Origin of the sequence: Pseudarthrobacter sp. 902506025, from assembly GCF_040702325.1 — a bacterium.
Taxonomy (GTDB): Bacteria; Actinomycetota; Actinomycetes; order Actinomycetales; family Micrococcaceae; genus Arthrobacter.
In genome coordinates, this window is the sequence record NZ_JBFBKW010000003.1 from 209384 (window position 1) to 225935 (window position 16552).

The 16552-nt window shown below is 69.0% G+C and carries 18 protein-coding genes and 1 riboswitch; of the genes, 5 read left to right on the plus strand and 13 right to left on the minus strand.

The features are described from left to right. Positions 1-31 precede the first annotated feature (31 nt). The 7 genes from AB0280_RS08150 to AB0280_RS08180 all read right to left on the minus strand — a co-directional run bounded on the left by AB0280_RS08150 (position 32) and on the right by AB0280_RS08180 (position 6434). Positions 32-1105 (minus strand): LLM class flavin-dependent oxidoreductase, encoded by a 1074-nt coding sequence (locus tag AB0280_RS08150; RefSeq protein ID WP_366366807.1) that lies wholly within the window; start codon positions 1103-1105, stop codon positions 32-34. Then, on the minus strand, positions 1102-2085 hold the full coding sequence (gene hemB / locus AB0280_RS08155; RefSeq protein WP_364397578.1) for a porphobilinogen synthase: 984 nt from the start codon (positions 2083-2085) through the stop codon (positions 1102-1104). The genes AB0280_RS08150 and hemB overlap by 4 nt, the downstream gene beginning before the upstream one ends. Before the next feature lie 57 nt (positions 2086-2142). Beyond that, positions 2143-3024: a uroporphyrinogen-III synthase gene (locus AB0280_RS08160; RefSeq protein WP_366366809.1), complete on the minus strand. Its 882-nt coding sequence runs from the start codon at positions 3022-3024 to the stop codon at positions 2143-2145. 7 nt (positions 3025-3031) lie between these two features. Then, positions 3032-4030: a hydroxymethylbilane synthase gene (gene hemC / locus AB0280_RS08165; RefSeq protein WP_366366811.1), complete on the minus strand. Its 999-nt coding sequence runs from the start codon at positions 4028-4030 to the stop codon at positions 3032-3034. Then, the gene (locus AB0280_RS08170) at positions 4027-5271 is read right to left on the minus strand and encodes a ferrochelatase (RefSeq protein WP_366366813.1); all 1245 of its coding nucleotides are present in this window, start codon (positions 5269-5271) and stop codon (positions 4027-4029) included. The genes hemC and AB0280_RS08170 overlap by 4 nt, the downstream gene beginning before the upstream one ends. Then, positions 5268-5969: a hydrogen peroxide-dependent heme synthase gene (gene hemQ / locus AB0280_RS08175; RefSeq protein ID WP_141181959.1), complete on the minus strand. Its 702-nt coding sequence runs from the start codon at positions 5967-5969 to the stop codon at positions 5268-5270. Before hemQ ends, AB0280_RS08170 begins: the two co-directional genes overlap by 4 nt. Before the next feature lie 111 nt (positions 5970-6080). Continuing rightward, positions 6081-6434 (minus strand): hypothetical protein, encoded by a 354-nt coding sequence (locus tag AB0280_RS08180; protein WP_366366814.1) that lies wholly within the window; start codon positions 6432-6434, stop codon positions 6081-6083. Positions 6435-6582: 148 nt separating this feature from the next. Between AB0280_RS08180 and AB0280_RS08185 the strand changes: the two genes are divergently transcribed. Then, complete coding sequence (locus tag AB0280_RS08185; RefSeq protein WP_366366816.1) at positions 6583-6843, plus strand: hypothetical protein; 261 nt, start codon at positions 6583-6585, stop codon at positions 6841-6843. Positions 6844-7221: 378 nt separating this feature from the next. On the opposite strand, the gene hemG is transcribed toward AB0280_RS08185, so the two are convergent. Beyond that, the gene (gene hemG, locus AB0280_RS08190; protein WP_366366818.1) at positions 7222-8670 is read right to left on the minus strand and encodes a protoporphyrinogen oxidase; all 1449 of its coding nucleotides are present in this window, start codon (positions 8668-8670) and stop codon (positions 7222-7224) included. Between the two features lie 3 nt (positions 8671-8673). Further along, entirely contained in the window at positions 8674-9768 is a 1095-nt protein-coding gene (hemE, locus tag AB0280_RS08195; protein ID WP_366366820.1) for a uroporphyrinogen decarboxylase, read from the minus strand. Between the two features lie 158 nt (positions 9769-9926). Between hemE and AB0280_RS08200 the strand changes: the two genes are divergently transcribed. Continuing rightward, a complete protein-coding gene (locus AB0280_RS08200) occupies positions 9927-11267 on the plus strand; it encodes a glutamyl-tRNA reductase (protein WP_159631507.1) in 1341 nt (446 codons plus the stop codon). Positions 11268-11388: 121 nt separating this feature from the next. Here the strand turns inward: AB0280_RS08200 and moeB are convergent, their stop codons facing one another. Next, positions 11389-12588 (minus strand): molybdopterin-synthase adenylyltransferase MoeB, encoded by a 1200-nt coding sequence (gene moeB / locus AB0280_RS08205; RefSeq protein WP_364397564.1) that lies wholly within the window; start codon positions 12586-12588, stop codon positions 11389-11391. A gap of 85 nt (positions 12589-12673) precedes the next feature. Between moeB and AB0280_RS08210 the strand changes: the two genes are divergently transcribed. The 3 genes from AB0280_RS08210 (at position 12674) to AB0280_RS08220 (ending at position 13987) form a co-directional block, all read left to right on the plus strand. Further along, positions 12674-13339, plus strand: coding sequence for a TetR/AcrR family transcriptional regulator (locus tag AB0280_RS08210; protein WP_159631505.1), 666 nt, complete (start codon positions 12674-12676; stop codon positions 13337-13339). A gap of 62 nt (positions 13340-13401) precedes the next feature. Then, a complete protein-coding gene (locus AB0280_RS08215; protein ID WP_159631504.1) occupies positions 13402-13626 on the plus strand; it encodes a DUF3107 domain-containing protein in 225 nt (74 codons plus the stop codon). 58 nt (positions 13627-13684) lie between these two features. Continuing rightward, the gene (locus AB0280_RS08220; protein ID WP_224026564.1) at positions 13685-13987 is read left to right on the plus strand and encodes a hypothetical protein; all 303 of its coding nucleotides are present in this window, start codon (positions 13685-13687) and stop codon (positions 13985-13987) included. Positions 13988-14059: 72 nt separating this feature from the next. Here AB0280_RS08220 and AB0280_RS08225 read toward each other — a convergent pair whose 3' ends face one another. The 3 genes from AB0280_RS08225 to AB0280_RS08235 form a co-directional block, all read right to left on the minus strand. Then, positions 14060-14875, minus strand: coding sequence for a thiazole synthase (locus tag AB0280_RS08225; RefSeq protein WP_159631502.1), 816 nt, complete (start codon positions 14873-14875; stop codon positions 14060-14062). A 4-nt stretch (positions 14876-14879) separates the two neighbouring features. Beyond that, complete coding sequence (gene thiS / locus AB0280_RS08230; protein WP_159631501.1) at positions 14880-15116, minus strand: sulfur carrier protein ThiS; 237 nt, start codon at positions 15114-15116, stop codon at positions 14880-14882. Continuing rightward, positions 15113-16414: an FAD-dependent oxidoreductase gene (locus AB0280_RS08235; RefSeq protein ID WP_224026565.1), complete on the minus strand. Its 1302-nt coding sequence runs from the start codon at positions 16412-16414 to the stop codon at positions 15113-15115. Before AB0280_RS08235 ends, thiS begins: the two co-directional genes overlap by 4 nt. Further along, positions 16407-16525, minus strand: a riboswitch (TPP riboswitch). (Overlaps the previous gene by 8 nt.) Positions 16526-16552: the final 27 nt, after the last annotated feature.

The following is a 16552-nucleotide window of genomic DNA, read 5'->3' on the forward strand; positions in this document are numbered from 1 at the left end:
TTCTATTCTCTCAGTTGGCCGGGAAGCTCAGTCAGCCGGCGAGCAGTTCCGCCACCCGGGGCGCCACCGCCGTGCCCATCAGTTCGATGGAGCGCATCATGGCGCTGTGCGGCAGCGGACCATTGCTGTATTTCAGGTCGAAGCGGTCAACACCCAGGTTCCGCTTCAGCCGGACGATTTTTTGGGCCACCGTTTCCGGTGATCCGACGTAGAGGGCCCCTTCTGCGGAACAGAGGGCATCGAACTCTCCGCGTCCGGCCGGACCCCACCCGCGCTCGGCCCCGAGCCTGTTCCGGAGTGCCAGCCAGTGGGGATAGAGCTCTTCGCGGGCCTGCTCATCCGTGTCGGCAATATGGCCCGGCGAGTGCGTGGCCATCTGCTGCATGGGATGTCCGTATTTCCCCATCGCCTCGCGGTAGAGGTCGGCCAGGGGCCGGAAGCCCCGCGGCTGGCCGCCGATGATCGCGAAGATGATCGGGTAACCGTACTGGGCGCACCGCAGCACGGATTCGGGGGTGCCGCCCACGCCGATCCAGGTGGGCAGCAGGTGGTGCTCCAGGGGCGGGTAAACGCTCAGCCCGTGCAGGGCGGGACGCGTGCGGCCTTCCCAGTGCACGGGTTTTTGCGCCCGGACCTTGTCGAACAGTTCGAGTTTTTCCTCGAACAGGACCTCGTAGTCCGCCAGGTCCAGCCCGAACAGCGGGAAGGACTCAATGAACGATCCGCGCCCGAGCATCACTTCGGCCCGGCCGTTGGAGATGGCGTCCACGGTGGCAAATCGCTGGAACACCCTGATGGGATCGTCCGAGCTGAGGACTGTCACGGCGGATCCGAGCCGGATGCGGGACGTGCGCGCCGCGGCGGCGGCCAGGAAGACTTCCGGCGCGGAGACGGCGTAGTCCTTGCGGTGGTGCTCCCCCACGCCAAAGGCATGGAGTCCGACGGCGTCCGCCAGTTCCGCCTGCTCCAGCAGTTGGCGCAGGACTTGGGCGTGGGGCTGCGGGCTGCCGTCCGGGTTCGCGCCGATGTCACCGAAGGTGTTCAGCCCAAGGAGGATGCGGTCCTCCCCCACGGGTGCGGTTGGCGCGGCGGAAGGTTCGGTCACCGGGTTTCCTTCAGCCAGCCGGCCAGTTCGGCGGCCCAGTAGGTGAGGACCGTGTGGGCGCCGGCCCGCCGGATGCCCAGTACGGACTCGGTGATGGCGGCGCGGCGGTCGATCCACCCGTTGGCGGCGGCGGCCTCGATCATCGCGTATTCGCCGGAGATCTGGTACGCGGACACCGGTACCGGGCTCATGGCGGCAACGTCTGCCACGATGTCCAGGTAGCTCATGGCCGGCTTGACCATGATGATGTCTGCTCCCTCGGCCAGGTCCAGTTCCACCTCGCGCAGGGCCTCGGTGCGGTTTCCGGCGTCCATCTGGTAGGTCCGCCGGTCGCCCGTGAGCTGGGAGTCCACGGCTTCGCGGAAAGGTCCGTAGAACGCGGAGGCGTACTTCGCGGCATACGCGATAACGGACGTGGTGACGTGCCCTGCGTCGTCCAGTGCCGAGCGGATGGCGGCAATCTGGCCGTCCATCATGCCGGAGGGGCCCAGCATGTGGGCGCCGGCCTCTGCCTGGGCCACGGCCATCCGGGCGTAGATCTCCACGGTGCGGTCGTTGTCCACGTAGCCGTCGGCATCGAGCACTCCGCAGTGCCCGTGGTCGGTGAATTCGTCCAGGCAGACGTCGCTCATGATCACCAGGTCATCGCCCACCTCCGCGCGGACGTCCCGGATGGCTTTGTTCAGCACGCCCTCCGGATCCAGGGACGCGGTGCCCTCGGCGTCGCGGGTTTCGGGAATTCCGAAGAGCATGATGCCGCCCAGGCCGAGCTCAACCGCTTCGGCGGCGGCCCGTTTCAGGGTGTCGGTGGTGTGCTGGACCACGCCCGGCATGGACGTGATGGGGTTGGGCTCGGTGAGTCCCTCCCTGATGAAGGCGGGAAGGATGAGCTCGGCCGGGGCGAGGCGTGTTTCGGCGGTGAGCCGGCGCATGGCAGGGGTGGTGCGCAGGCGGCGGGGGCGTTGGGTGGGGAAAGTCATGGGTCCTGTCCTTCGCATGGTTGTGAAGCTTTGTGGAGGGAAAACGTGCCGGCCCGGTCAGGGCGGGTTGAGGGCCTTCGCGACGGCTGCCACCAGCCCGTCCGGTGTGGGCTCTGCCGCCACCTCGGCGACCTCAAGGCCCAGGGCTGTGGCCTGGTCCGCCGTCGAACGGCCAATTGCCACCAGCCGGCAGCCGGCGAGCGGACCAAGGGCGGCGATCCGCCGCACCGCGCTCGGCGAGGCGGCGATCACGGCGGCAATACGCCCTTCGGCGATGTCCGTGGCGGCAGCTTCCGGCGTCAGGAGGGAGTACGACGGCGGCTGCGGGCCGGCGTCGGCCGCTTCCGCCCGGACGGCGAGACGGCGCTCCGCTGCCGCCGGGTAGTCGACGGTGCGGTAGGCAGTGACAGCGGTGACGTCGCCGCCGGCGGCTTGCAGGCCCGCCGCCAGGGTGCCGGCCGCGATGTCCGCCTGCGGCAGCAGGATCCTGCCGCTACCGGACCAGAAGGCGAGCAGGCCGGCAGCTGACTGCTCGCCGGCCGGCGTGAGCGCTACGTCCAGTCCACCCGCTTCCAGCAGCCGGTGAGTTGCCGGACCGATGGCGGCGATCCGCGTGGCGGCAGGTACCAGGTGGTCCAGGCGCAGGCCACGTTCGGCGGCTTTTTCCATCAGGACGTGCACTGTTGTGGCACTGCTGACCACCAGCCAGTCGAAGGCGCCCGCTGCAAGGGCGTCGCAGGCGACGTCCAGCGCGTGCTGGTCCGGCGCCCTTTCGAAATCGATAAGCGGGAGCAGCACCGGCAGGGCACCGGCCCCTTTCAGGGCCTCCACCAGGGCGCCCGAGCGCTCCGGGCTGCGGGTGACCAGGACCCGGACCCCGCCAAGCGGCATGCTTCCATGCGGCGTGGCGGATCCGGAGTCACTGGAAGGCTGCGTCATTACCAGGTCAGGACGCCTGCAGGTCTGCGATGTCGGCGGCTCCGGCAGCAAGGAGGACCTCCGCCAGTTCGATGCCCAGCAAGGTGGCTCCCACCTCCGTCAGCCCGTCCGTGGCGCGCTTGTCCCGCACGGTGGCGGTGCCGTCAACGGCGCACACCACGGCTTCGAGGTGCAGCATGCTGCCTTTGCGGTAGGCGTAGGCGCCCACCGGAGCTGCGCAGCCTGCTTCGAGCCGGGCCAGCACGGCCCGCTCGGCCGTGACGGCAAGGCGGGTGTCGGGGTCGTCCAGCGCCGCCAGGGCCTGGGCCAGGACGTCACGGGAGCCGTCAGCCGCGCCGGGCTTTGCCGGGGCGTCCGCTGTCCGGCACTCGATGGCCAGTGATCCCTGTCCCGCGGCGGGCAGCATCACGTCGGTTTCCAGGTATTCGGTGACGGCGTCCAGGCGGCCGATCCGCTCCAGGCCGGCGGCTGCGAGCACCACGGCGTCCAGGTCACAGGACTTTCCGGGGACCACCTGGCCGGTGGAGTTGCCGGGCAGCCCAGGGACGCGGCCCAACCGGGTATCGACGTTGCCGCGGATGTCCACGATGTCCAGGTCCGCGCGGGCGACGCGCAACTGGGCCGCACGCCGTGGCGAACCGGTGCCAATGCGGGCGCCGGCCGGCAGGTCTGCCAGCTTGAGTCCGTCGCGGGCGCACAGGACGTCGCGGACGTCCACCCGGCGCGGGGTGGCGGCAAGGCTGAGCCCTACTGCTGCCCCTGTCGGCAGGTCCTTGAGCGAGTGGACGGCAACATCGCACTCATTGCGCAGGAGCGCGTCACGCAGGGCGGCAACAAAGACGCCTGTGCCGCCCATCTGGGAGAGCGAGCCCGTGAGGACGTCCCCGTCCGTGCGGACGTGCACCAGTTCCACCGGGAAACCGCCGACGGCGGCCAACTGGTCCGCGGTCTGCTGGGTTTGGGTGAGCGCCAGCTTGCTGGCGCGTGTTCCGATCCGGACCGTCACAGCTGGGCCGTTTCCGCGGCACCGCCGGACGGGTACGGGTCATGGCCGGTGCCCACGGTGGTGTCAGCCCCTGCAATGGTGGGCTTTTCGCCGCGGAAATTGGCGCAGCATCCCGGCCGGCAGACGTCGTACCAGGGACCAAGATCCGTCAGGGCGGGGCGGTCACTGGTGTTGTTGGCCACCGTCCGCTCGCAGATAAGGTCCACCAGGCCGTCCACGAACTTCCGGTGCGTCCCGGGCGTGGGGACGCGCGTGGCGGCCAGGCCCAGGTTGCCGCAGGTTTCCATTGCTTCGGTGTCCAGGTCCCAGACAACTTCCATGTGGTCGCTGACGAAACCCAGCGGAACGATGACGATGCCCTTGACGCCCTGGCCGGCCAGTTCCTCGATGGCGTCATTGATGTCCGGTTCCAGCCACGGCACGTGCGGGGCACCGGAACGGGACTGGTAGACCAGGGACCACGGTGCGGTCAGCCCGGATTCCTTCTCGACCCGCTCGATGACGGCGGCGGCATTGGCGAGGTGCTGGGCCACGTAGGCGGAGCCTTCCTCGAACACGCGGGGCTCCCCCTCGGAGCGGCCCGCAGCTTCGGCGTCCCGGGTGGGGATGGAGTGGGTGGCGAACAGGATGTGGACAGGGGCGTCCGGCGTGCCGGCTTCGGCGAGCTTTGCCCGCACGTCAGCCAGGCCGGTTGCGGTGCCCTCCACGAACGGCTCCACGAAACCGGGGTGGTCGAAGTACTGGCGGACCTTGTCCACTTCGAGCTTGCCGTCCAGGCCGGTCTCCGTCAGCGCCATGCCGATGTCCTCGCGGTACTGGCGGCAGCTGGAGTAGCAGGAGTAGGCACTTGTGGTGAGCATCAGCACCCGTCGGTGCCCGGCGTCGTACGCTTCCTGCAGGGTCTGCGGGATGTACGGGGCCCAGTTGCGGTTGCCCCACAGCACGGGCAGCTCGATGCCGCGGGCAGCCAGCTCGGCTTCCAGCGCTGCCTTCAGCTCGCGGTTCTGCTGGTTGATGGGGCTGACGCCGCCGTTGGCGCGGTAGTGGTGTGAGACTTCCTCAAGCCGCTCGTCCGGGATCCCCCGGCCGCGGGTGACGTTGCGGAGGAACGGGATGACGTCATCCTGGCCTTCCGGGCCACCGAAGGAGGCCAGCAGGACGGCGTCGTAGTTCTTGGGGGCCATGCGTCCGGCCTCGGTCACCGGGTTGACGGCGGTGGCGGCCTGCTGCTCCGGGCTCATGCCAGGACCTCGGCAACCTCGTCGGCGGAGATACGGCGTCCGGTGTAGAACGGGACTTCCTCCCGCACGTGGTTGCGTGCCTCGGTGGCGCGGAGGTGGCGCATGAGGTCCACAAGGTCAACGAGTTCGGGGGCTTCCAGGCCCAGGATCCATTCCCAGTCGCCCAGGGCGAAGGAGGAAACGGTGTTGGAGATGACCTGGGGGAAGTCGCGGCCCAGGAGGCCGTGGTCGCGGAGCATTTTGCCACGCTCGGCCTCGGGCAGGATGTACCACTCGTAGGAGCGCACGAACGGGTAGACACAGAGCCACTCCGCCGGAGCGACGCCGCGGGAGTATGCCGGGGTGTGGTTCTTGGCGAACTCGGCCTCGCGGTGGACACCCATCGCGGACCAGACGATCTCGGTGCCGGCGAAGAGGGTGCTGCGGCGGATGTCCCGGATGGCCTGCTGCAGCGCTTCCGGTTTGGGTCCGTGGAGCCACACCATGACGTCGGCGTCGGCGCGCATGGCCGAGACGTCGTAGCTGCCCCGGTGGGTGACGCCGGCAGCGGCGAGCCGCTCCAGCAGCGCTTCGAAGTCGGCGGCGGCGTCAGCGCTGCGGACCACTGACTCCGACCTCTTGAATACCGTCCAGAGGGTAAAGAACTGCTCGGCTGATTCTTCGGTTTTAGTGACAGATTCGGCAGAAGTGTGGCTCATGGTTACAAGTTTGCCCCTTCCCCGCCCCAAGACGAAACCGAAAAGTTCTACAACTCGTAGAAGTGAGCAAAGTCACATTCCCTCATCCAGCAGGCCACCAGGTGCGCCCCCTTAGAGGCGGCGCATCCGCAGGAACACCAGCCCGGCAGCCGCTCCCACACCGACCAGGCCCGCACCCAGCCACACCATGGCATCGGGCACGCCAGGCAGTGGGCCGGTAGAGGAAACTGCCTGTCCCGGTCCGGCCGGGGCGCCGGCGGCCTGCGGCGCGCGGGTGGGCTGGGACTGGCGCGCATTAATGGACAGCGACGTCGGCAGGGCGGACGCATATACGGCGTCCGGACTGCCGGCCGGCGTCTGGGCCGGCGCGCCGAATGCACTGCCGTCCGCTACGGTGGCGCCGGCAACGAAAGGACTGCCCGCCACGCCGGAGCCCGGCACTGCCGCCTGGGTACCCGGGGCCAAAACAGACCCTCCGGCTGGCGCTCCGGATGCGGCCCCGGCCGCTCCGGCGGCCGAAGGAACGGCTGAACGGGCCGGTTCCCCGGCCGCCGTGGACGTGCCGGTTGCTGGGTCAGCGGCCGGCGCTGACCCAGTGGAGGGCCCGGACGCCGTGGGAGACTCTGGCCGGTCCGTGGCCGGAGAGCCGGTCGGAGTGGCGGCGGCCGTGGTCCGCGGGCCAGGTGCCAGGGGCGTTCCCGAGGACGTCGGACTGGGTGCGGTTGTCGACGTGGCCGCCGCGGACGGGGAACCGCTGACCGCCGGAAGCAGGGAACCCGGCACCGGAAGAATTGACCATGGCGTGCGCGGGGCGCTCGTGGCCGGGGATCCCGCCGTGGGTTCGCCGGCTCCCTGCCGGCCGTCCCCCTCATGACCGGATCCAGGGTTCCCCGTGGCTTCCTGCGCTCCCGGAGCGCCTTGACGGGCCGCCGTGGACAGTCCGAACGCCGCGGCGGTTGCGGCGACGGATCCTTGTGCCGCCGGATCCTGCGGAGGGGGGACCGCGTCGTCAGCCAAGGACGCCTGGACGCCGGTGGAAAGAACCAGTACCGCTCCGACGGCCGCTGCTGCGGTGCCGCGCCGGAGTCCCCCATGGATACCGGTCCGGGAAAGTGAAAGCTCGGACCTGTGTTGAACCATAGTCATCGACCCTAACCAGAACGGCTGGCCGATTGGAAACCGGCAAGGAGGCCCGGCCGCCCGCCACGCCGGAGCCGCGGACCGACTTCGGGGCGCTGACCAGCACCGACGCTCAGCCCGCAGTCAGTTGGCCGATTTGCTCACGTGTGTCCGCCACCACAGCGGCCAACCCGTTCCCGGCAACCCATCCGCCCACGACGGCCAGGCCGCCCGCAGCGCTGCAGGACCGCCGGATGTCCGCCGCCCGTGCGCGGTGCCCGACGGCGGCGAACGGCAGGGCTCCGCGCCACCGGACCACGTCCCAGCCCCGCACGTCCCCGCCGGTGATCCGGACGCCCAGCAGGGCAGATGCGTCGCGCAGGGCGTCCGCGAACAGCTCATCATCGGTTTGGGGGCCGGTGGCCTGGGCCGAAGCGCCGTCCACCCGGCCGTAGGAAAGGCGCACCACATGGCGCCCGGGGCCGGCAGCGGCGGTCAGCCAATCCCATTTCCCCGTGGCGTGCGTCAACGCTTTTGCTTCGATGCCGGGCGTTTGCGGGGCTACCAGGATTCCCGTTCCACGCGGCCGCCGGTCCAGGTCCGGTTTGTCCAGGACCAGCGTGACCAGCTTGACGTCCGGCCCGGAGGCAGGTTTCTTTCCCGAGATTGCAGGTACGGCATGTTCGAGCAGGTCGACGGCGGCAGGGCCCTCCACGGCCATGACAAGCAGCGCGGCATGGAAGGCCGCCCCGGCGGCGTCGACGCGCCAGCCTTCCGGGGTGCGGGAAACCGCCGTGGCGGCAGTGCCCAACAACAGGGTCACGCCGCGGCGTTCGAGCTCCGCCACCAGGGCGTCCACCAGGGTGTGCATGCCGCCTTCGAGGCCTGCGACGGCGGACCCGGCCTTTGCCGGTTGGGGCGTCCCGGCTTGGCCGGTTGTCCCGGCGCCGCGCCGCTGTGCCGAAACTGCGGCAGCGAGGGAACCGTGCCTGCGCAGGCCTGCACGCAGGCCCGGAGCCACCATGTCGACGTCGAGCAGGCCGGGATCGGCGGAGTGGACGCCGCCCACCACGGGCGAGACGAGGCGTTCCAGCACGCGCGAGCCCATGCGGGTCCGGACCAGCGCGGAGACGCTGGTGACGCCGGCGCCGGCCCCTATGGATGCGGGCAGCAGCCGGTCCAGGGAGGCGCGCAGCGAGCCGAGCACGCCCAGGGTACGGCGGACCTCAGGGTCCCAGGGGTTGGCGGGGATGCCCAGGACTCCGGTCCGGGGCAGTTCGCGGGGCCCGTCCGGAAGCTGCACCCAGGCACCCCCGGGCCGCGGGGGAACGATCTTTCTGCCGAGCCCAAGGTCCGTGCAGAGCCGGGCTACGGCGTCGGACCTGGTGGCGAAGGACTCAGCGCCGCTGTCCAGGGTGAGCCCCGCGACCGTATGGCTGCCAACACAGCCGCCCCACGCCGTCCCGGCTTCCAGGACGGTCACCTCATAACCGGCTGCTGCGAGTTCCCGGGCGGAGAGCAGCCCGGAGATCCCGCCGCCCACCACGAGCGCCTGGCCAGGTTTCGCCGGGGAGCTGCCCACGGGTTACTCCGGCGAGATGGAGTGGATGAGCTCCACCACCCGGGTCAGGACGTCCGGGTCCGTTTCGGGCGGTACGCCGTGTCCCAGGTTCAGAACGTGGCCCGGGGCGCCGGCGCCGGCGGCGATGACCTCGCGGACATGCGCCTCCAGGATGTCCCAGGGTGCTGCCAGCAGCGCGGGGTCGATGTTTCCCTGCAGCGGCACCGTTCCGCCCAGGCGGCGGTTCGCCTCATCGAGCGGCAGCCGGTAGTCAACGCCCACCACGTCCACTCCCACGTCCCGCATGGCCACGAGGAGTTCGGACGTGCCGGTGCCGAAATGGATGAGCGGGGCACCCAGGTTGCGGACATGGTCCAGGGCACGGGACGACGCCGGCGCAACGTATTTGGTGTAGTCGGCCAGCCCCAGCGACCCCGCCCAGGAGTCGAACAGCTGGGCGGCGGAGGCGCCCGCCTCCAGCTGGGCCTGGAGGAACATGCCGGACGCGTCGGCAGCCCAGTTGGCCAGCGCGTTCCATGTCTCCGGGTCCGCGTGCATCATGGTCCGCGGGCCCAGGTGGTCGCGGGACGGCTTTCCTTCCACCATGTAGGCGGCCAGCGTGAACGGTGCGCCGGCGAAACCAATCAGGGGCGTCTTGCCCAGTTCGGCCACCGTGAGGCGGACGGCTTCACGGATCGGCTCCAGGGCTTCCCACGTGAGCTGCGGCAGGGCGGCAACATCGGCCGCCGTGCGTACCGGCTTGTCGAGGACCGGCCCGACCCCGGGCACGATGTCCACGCCCACGCCGGCGAGCTTCAGCGGGATGACGATGTCGGAAAAGAAGATGCCGGCGTCCACATCATGGCGGCGGACGGGCTGCAGCGTGATCTCAGAGGCCAGCTCCGGGCGGAGGCAGGAGTCCAGCATGGCGATGCCTTCGCGCACCTTGAGGTATTCGGGCAGCGACCGGCCGGCCTGCCGCATGAACCAGACGGGACGGCGGGACGGCTTGCCGCCGCGGTAGGCCGTGATCAGCGGGGAGTCTGCTGTGCGGCCGTCCATCAGTGGATGGTCTGCGGCGAGGGTGCCGGCAGCGGAGACGGCAGGGCTAGGAGTCATGCTTTTGATTGTGCCCAAAAAGAGCTGCAAAAGATAACGACAACCTGTCGCCGACGGCACGGGAATCCCTGAGGTGGCACGGATCACGTCCAGGTGTGGCGACTATCCTTTCCGGTGGTTGTTCTACCGGGCAACGAAAAAGCTATGATTGGTCTGCTGTGGTTCTTTTCTCATTGGTGGCTACACACGCCGACATCGATCTTGAAACCGTTGCTCAGTTGAGCAACGGTTCCTCCGGGATTGCCGCATCCGCGCTCACCGAATCCCCTGCCGTGGCCGGAGCGGTGGTCCTCGCCACCTGCAACCGCTATGAGATCTACGGCGAAGCGCCCAATCCGAACGACGTCGAAGCGGCCCGGGCTGCGCTGGTGTCGCGGATCAGCCAGGCCAGCGGACTCTCCGAGCCCCTCGTGTCACGCTCCTTCAGCACCCGGACCGGTCCGGAGGTAACCCAGCACCTGTTCGCCGTCAGCGCCGGACTGGATTCCGCCGTCGTTGGCGAGCGCGAGATCGCCGGCCAGGTGCGCCGCGCCCTTATCACCGCACAGCACGACGGTACTGCCAGCGCCGGCCTGGTCCGGCTGTTCCAGGCCGCCTCGAAAACCGCCAAGGACGTCGGCGCGCAGACGGCCCTCGGTTCCCGGGGGCTTTCCATCGTTTCGGTGGCCCTGGACCTGGCCACTGATCTTTCCGAAAACCCCGACTGGACCACCAAGAAGGTTGTGCTGTTCGGGACCGGCGCGTACGCCGGCGCCACCATGGCACTGCTGCGTGAACGCGGCTGCACGGACATCTCCGTCTACTCCTCATCCGGCCGGGCCGAAGGATTCGTGGCCTCGCGCGGCGGGTCCGCCCTGGATGTGGATTCGCTGCGCCCCGCGGTGGCGGCCGCCGACGTCATGATCGGCTGCAGCGGCTCGGACACCCGGGTTGAAGCGGACGAACTCGCTCAGGTCCGCGCGGACTCACCCCAGCCCCTGATTGCCATCGACCTGGCGCTCACCCACGACTTCGATCCCGCCGTCGGCGAGCTGGACGGCGTGGAACTCCTGACCCTGGAATCGGTGCGCCTGGCCGCGCCGCAGGAGCAGGCGGAATCGCTGGCCCAGGCAAGCGGCATCGTCAAGGGCGCCGCCAAGGCCTTCGAGCAGGAGCGCGAAGCCCGCTCCGTGGACTCCGCCATCGTTGCCCTGCGCCGCCACACCATGAACGTGCTGGACGCGGAGATGGAAAAGGTCCGTGCCCGACACGGCTGCACCGCTGCCGCTGAAGAAGTGGAGTTCGCGCTCCGCCGCATGGTCAAGCAGTTGCTGCACGTCCCGACCGTCCGTGCCCGCGAACTCGCCGCAAACGGCCAGCAGGATGACTACGTTGCGGCGCTCGAGGCGCTGTACGGCATCACCGTCGAGCAGCCCGGCACCTCTCAGCCCGGCACGGCCGCGCCCGCAGTGGTGGAGGCCGAGTGCCCGGTGGACCACAAGGGCCGCGAAACCGCCTGACGTTCTCCCTCCCCGACGCCCCATCACCATTTGCCCCTAAATCGGTAACGCCCCATCACTTTCTTCAGGGAAGTGATGGGGCGTTTCTCAAAAAGCGGCTAAAGGTGATGGGGCGTCCGGGTCAGTAGACGGGTTTCCCGGGTTCCACGTCCCGCACCCAGGCCAGGATCCCGCCGTCGAGATGGCTGACGCGCTGGTAGCCGGCCTGCCGGGCCGCCGCCAGGACGTTGGCCGAGCGTGTCCCGGCCTTGCAGTGGAACACGATGTCCCGGTCCTGCGGAAGTTCATCCCAGGCTTCGCCGGCCAGGATGCGTCCCTGCGGAATCAGTTTGGCCCCGTCGATCCGCACGATGTCGTACTCGCCCGACTCCCTGACGTCCACCAGTTCGAAGTCCTTGAGCCCGGCCTTGCGCGAGGCCAGCATGGTGGCCAGCTGGGTGGCCGTGACGGTGTGTTCCGTGTCCGACGGGGCGGCCGGGGCGATGCCGCAGAACGCCTCGTAGTCAGTGAGTTCCGTGATGGGCTGGGCGGCCGGGTCCTTCGACACCCGGATTTCACGCCAGCTGCCGCCCAGTGCGTCAAACAGGGCCACGCGGCCCAGCAGGGAACGTCCGACGCCGGTAATCAGCTTCACCGCTTCGGTCACCATGAGCGATCCCACGGCGGCGCACAGCATGCCGAAGACGCCGCCCTCACCGCAGGACGGCACGGAACCGGCAGGCGGCGCCTCGGGGTAGAGGTCCCGGTAGGTGGGTCCGTGCTTCTCCCAGAACACACTGACCTGGCCATCAAAACGGAAAATGGAACCCCATACGTAGGGCTTTCCCAGGATGGCGGCGGCATCGTTCACCAGGTACCGGGTGGCGAAGTTGTCGGCACCGTCAAGAATGAGGTCGTACCCGCTGAACAGTTCCAGGGCATTGGATGAGTCCAGGCGTACGTTGTGCAGCCGGACGTCAACCAGCGGGTTCAGCCCGGCGATGGCATCGCGTGCCGATTCGGTCTTGGGGCGGCCCACGTCGCTGACGCCGTGGATCACCTGGCGCTGCAGGTTGCTCAGGTCCACGACGTCGTCGTCGATGATTCCGATCGTTCCCACACCAGCTGCGGCGAGATACAGCAGGGCCGGGGCACCCAGGCCGCCGGCGCCGATGACCAGCACCTTGGCGTTCTTGAGCCGCCGCTGCCCGAGCGCGCCTATCTCGGGAATGATCAGGTGCCGGGAGTACCGTTCAACCTCGGCGGGAGTGAGGCCGGCAGCCGGTTCCACCAGCGGATCCAGGGCAGGGGTTGCAACATTTGCGGTGAAAGTCGAAGCCATACTTCAATGTATGCCCCGGGATACCGCCGGGTCATATTACCCCGCAGTAAAGTGAGGGGTAACTGCAATGGAAAGAAGGACAACTGTGGTCCCTGAAGCACGGGCTGACCGTCCGGCCTCCGCCGCACCCCAAACTCCCTCCCGCCCCGCAGGCCAGCGGTCCGCCCGCCTGCCCCGGGATGAGCGCCGCGCACAGCTCCTTGCCGCGGCCCAGGAGGTGTTCGTAGCCAACGGCTACCACGGTGCGGCGATGGATGAGATTGCAGAAACTGCCCATGTGAGCAAACCGGTGTTGTACCAGCATTTTCCTTCCAAGCGCGAGCTCTACCTCGCCCTGCTGGAAAGCCATCTGGCCTCGCTGACCGAACTGATGCTGGGCGCCCTGAACTCCACCACGGACAACGATGAACGCGTCCAGGCTGTCATGCGCGCCTACTTCCACTTCATCGCCAATGACGACCAGGCCCACCGCCTGGTGTTCGAGTCCGACCTGATCAACGATCCCGATGTCAGCTCGCGGCTGGAAACGTTCAACAGGACCTTCGCCGACGCCATTGCCCGGGTCATTGCGGAGGACACCAAGCTCCCCCACCTGGAAGCGGAACTGCTGGGCCGCGGCCTGGCCGGAATGGCGCAGGTCAGCGCCCGGTACTGGCTGGAAACGGACGGCAATCTGGACCTCGATGTGGCCAGCGACCTCATCTACCGTTTAGCTTGGCGCGGAATCTCTCGCTTCCCCAAAGAGTCCTAGACTACAAATGAGACAACACCTCGTAGAGAAACACGAGTACTTTCACAGGCTGGGAGGCCCCCTTGGAAATTAAGATCGGCGTTCAGAACGTTGGCCGCGAAATCGTGCTGGAATCAACCCAGGATGCGGAGACGGTGGCCAAGGTTGTTGGCGAAGCCATTAATGAGGGCAGCGAACTGCGCCTGAAGGATGACAAAGGACGCCTGATCATTGTTCCGGGCAACGCACTGGCATACGTGGAAATCGGTGCCGAGGAGGTCCGGCGCGTAGGTTTCGGCCAGTTCTAGTCCGGCCCGTTTCACCCTCTGCCCGTCCCCGGGCCACCGCAGTTTCCCAAGGAGATCCATGCTTTCGCTGACCATCGTGGTGCTGGCAACCGTCGCCGCCGGCTTCGTCGTCTGGGCCAATGACAAGCGGCATGCCAAATACGGTGCGGCAGTTCCGGCCGGTGTTGCCGCGGGTGTTGCGGCGCTGGCCTGGATCATCCTGATGACTGCGGGCTTCGGCTACTTGCCGGGGACCACGTGGCTTCCGTGGGTCCTGCCCATGGTCCTGGGAGTAGCTGCGGCCATCGCCGCCGTCGTCTACCTGGGCCGTACCCGCGCCCGCCGCGACACGGAACGCCTGACTGTTATTCTGCGGCGCTGACCGCCGGCAGGGCAGTACAAACGCGTGTGGCCACCACCCATCCGGGCGGTGGCCACACCTGTATGACGGGGGTCAGAGGAACTCCGCCCGGCCCTCCATCGCAGAGGAGGCAAGGGCGTGCTCCCGGCGCGGGATGCGCCCGGCGGCCCTGGCCATCCTGCCGGCGATCACTGCGTGCTTGAACGCCTCGCCCATGAGCGCGGGGTTCTGGGCACGCGTCACTGCCGTGGCCAGCAGGACGGCGTCGCAGCCCAGCTCCATGGCCAGCGCGGCGTCTGACGCCGTGCCGATGCCTGCATCCAAGACCACCGGCACCGACGCGCGGGAAACGATCAGCTCGATGTTGTGCGGGTTCAGGATCCCCAGTCCGGTACCGATCGGGGCGCCCAGCGGCATGACGGCGGTGGCGCCGAGGTTCTCCAGCCGCAACGCAAGCACGGGGTCGTCATTCGTGTAGGCGAAGACCTTGAACCCGCGGTTGACCAGCTGCTCCGTGGCGTCCACGAGTTCCACGGCGTCCGGCAGGAGGGTCTGCTCGTCGGCGATGACCTCCAGTTTCACCCAGTCGGTCTCCAGGGCCTCCCGCGCCAGTTCGGCGGTCAGGACCGCATCCCTGGCCGTGAAGCAGCCGGCCGTGTTGGGCAGCACGCGGATCCCATGGTCCACCAGCAGCTGGAACAGCGAACCGGTTTCAGCAGTGGAGTACCGGCGCATGGCCACCGTGGTCAGGGCGGTGCCGGAGGCCAGCAGCGCTGCGCCCAGGCCGTCCAGGCTGGGTGCCCCGCCCGTGCCCATGATGAGCCGGGATCCGAGGGCGACGCCGTCAATCACCAGGGCGTCGGCGGCGCCCGCGTTTCCGGCGGGGTTGATGGTGCTGGTTTCGGTCATGGCGTCAGCCTCCCTGTACTGCAGTGACAAGTTCAATATCGTCGCCCTCGGCGAGCGCGGTGGCGAACCATTGGCTCCGCGGCACCACCTGGGCATTATGTGCGACGGCGACGCCCAGTTTCCCGCCGTCCGTCGCCTGTCCGTTGGGTGCCAGCGGGCGTCCGGTGACTTGGCTGACGAGCGTGGTGATGGAGGCGCCGTCGGCCACCTCGTGCGTGTTTCCGTTCAGGGTGATGTTCACGCTGTCTCCTTGATGTGGGGTGTGGTGGCGGCTGCCGCCGGCCGGGAGAACCGCTCCGGGCTGAAGGGCGACCAGCGGGAATCTGATGTCCCGTCCAGCAGTGCCGTGCAGATGGCGGCTGCGGCGGGGGTGAGCAGGACGCCGTGCCGGAAGAACCCGGTGGCGATGATGAGTCCCGGGACATGCCCGGCGGCAGGGTTTCCGGACCCCGGATCCACCGGCACGCGGCCCAGCAGGGGCGCGTTGTCGGGGGTACCGGGGCGGGCCCGGGCGGTGCACTCGAGCAGTTCCAGTTCAGCGACGGCGGGCACCAGCGCCTGAGCGTCCCGCAGCAGCTGGTAGACGCCTCCGGCGCTCACGGCATCGGAGAGCGCGTCCTCGCGCTGGGTTGCCCCGATCACCACGGTCCCGTCCTGCCGGGGGACGATGTAGACGGGGACTCCGTGCACCAGCCCACGAACCGTGGAGGTCACCAGGGGCTGGAGGTGCTGCGGAACGGCGAGACGGAGTATGTCCCCGTGGACTGGGCGCAGTGGCAGGTCGAGGCCGTCGGGCAGGCCGCCAAGGTCCCCTGCCTGCAGGCCGTTGGCCACGATGGTTTCCGTTGCCAGGACGGTGCCGCCGCCGGCGAGGCTGGCACCGGCAACCGTTCCGCCCTCCCACAGCAGGCCGGTGGCCCGGTCCGGCACGGCATACCCGTCCACCGCGCCCGCGGCGGCCAGCTCCGGGGACGTCAGTGCAACGCCCGCGAGGGCCAGCCGCAGGGCCGCCACCAGGCGCCGGGGGTCCACTTGGTGGTCCGCGGGTGTGTCCAGGGCACAGGCGATGGCGGGGCTGAGGAGCGGCTCGCGTTTGCGGGCTTCGCGCACGGCCAGGGGCTCCACCCCCAGTCCGTTGGCCTGTTGTACCGCGCGGAGGTCCATCAGCGCGCGGCGGTCCGCGGCGTCGGCACCCACGGCGAGTGTCGGCGTCGTCAGGTATCCGCAATCCGCCCCCGTCGCGCCGGCGATCCCCGCGGCGAACCCTGGCCAGCGGGACGACGCCTCAAGCATCAGTTCCAGGAGGTCCTCCTCCTGGTAGTGCAGTTCGCTGACCGGGGCCAGCATGCCCGCGGCGGCCCAGCTGGCACCGTTTCCGGGTGCGTCGTCGATCAGGGCAACGGAGCGTCCGGAACGCTGCGCCTCCCAGGCGATGCCGTGGCCCACCACTCCCCCGCCGATGACGGCGACGTCGGCCCGGACAGTGGAGTTTGCGCTGGCGCCTTCGGGCCCGGGGAGACTGTCAACGGGGTTGCGCATGTGGTTCCTTCCCTACGCCGGCATTAACCGGATCAGGTCAAGCGGTCGGCTCTGACGCCCTCTCAGCCCGGCGCTTTATGACAGCTGCCGCGGGCTCCCGCAGTACCAGCCCAGTTTAGAGGAACTAGGCTTGCAGGC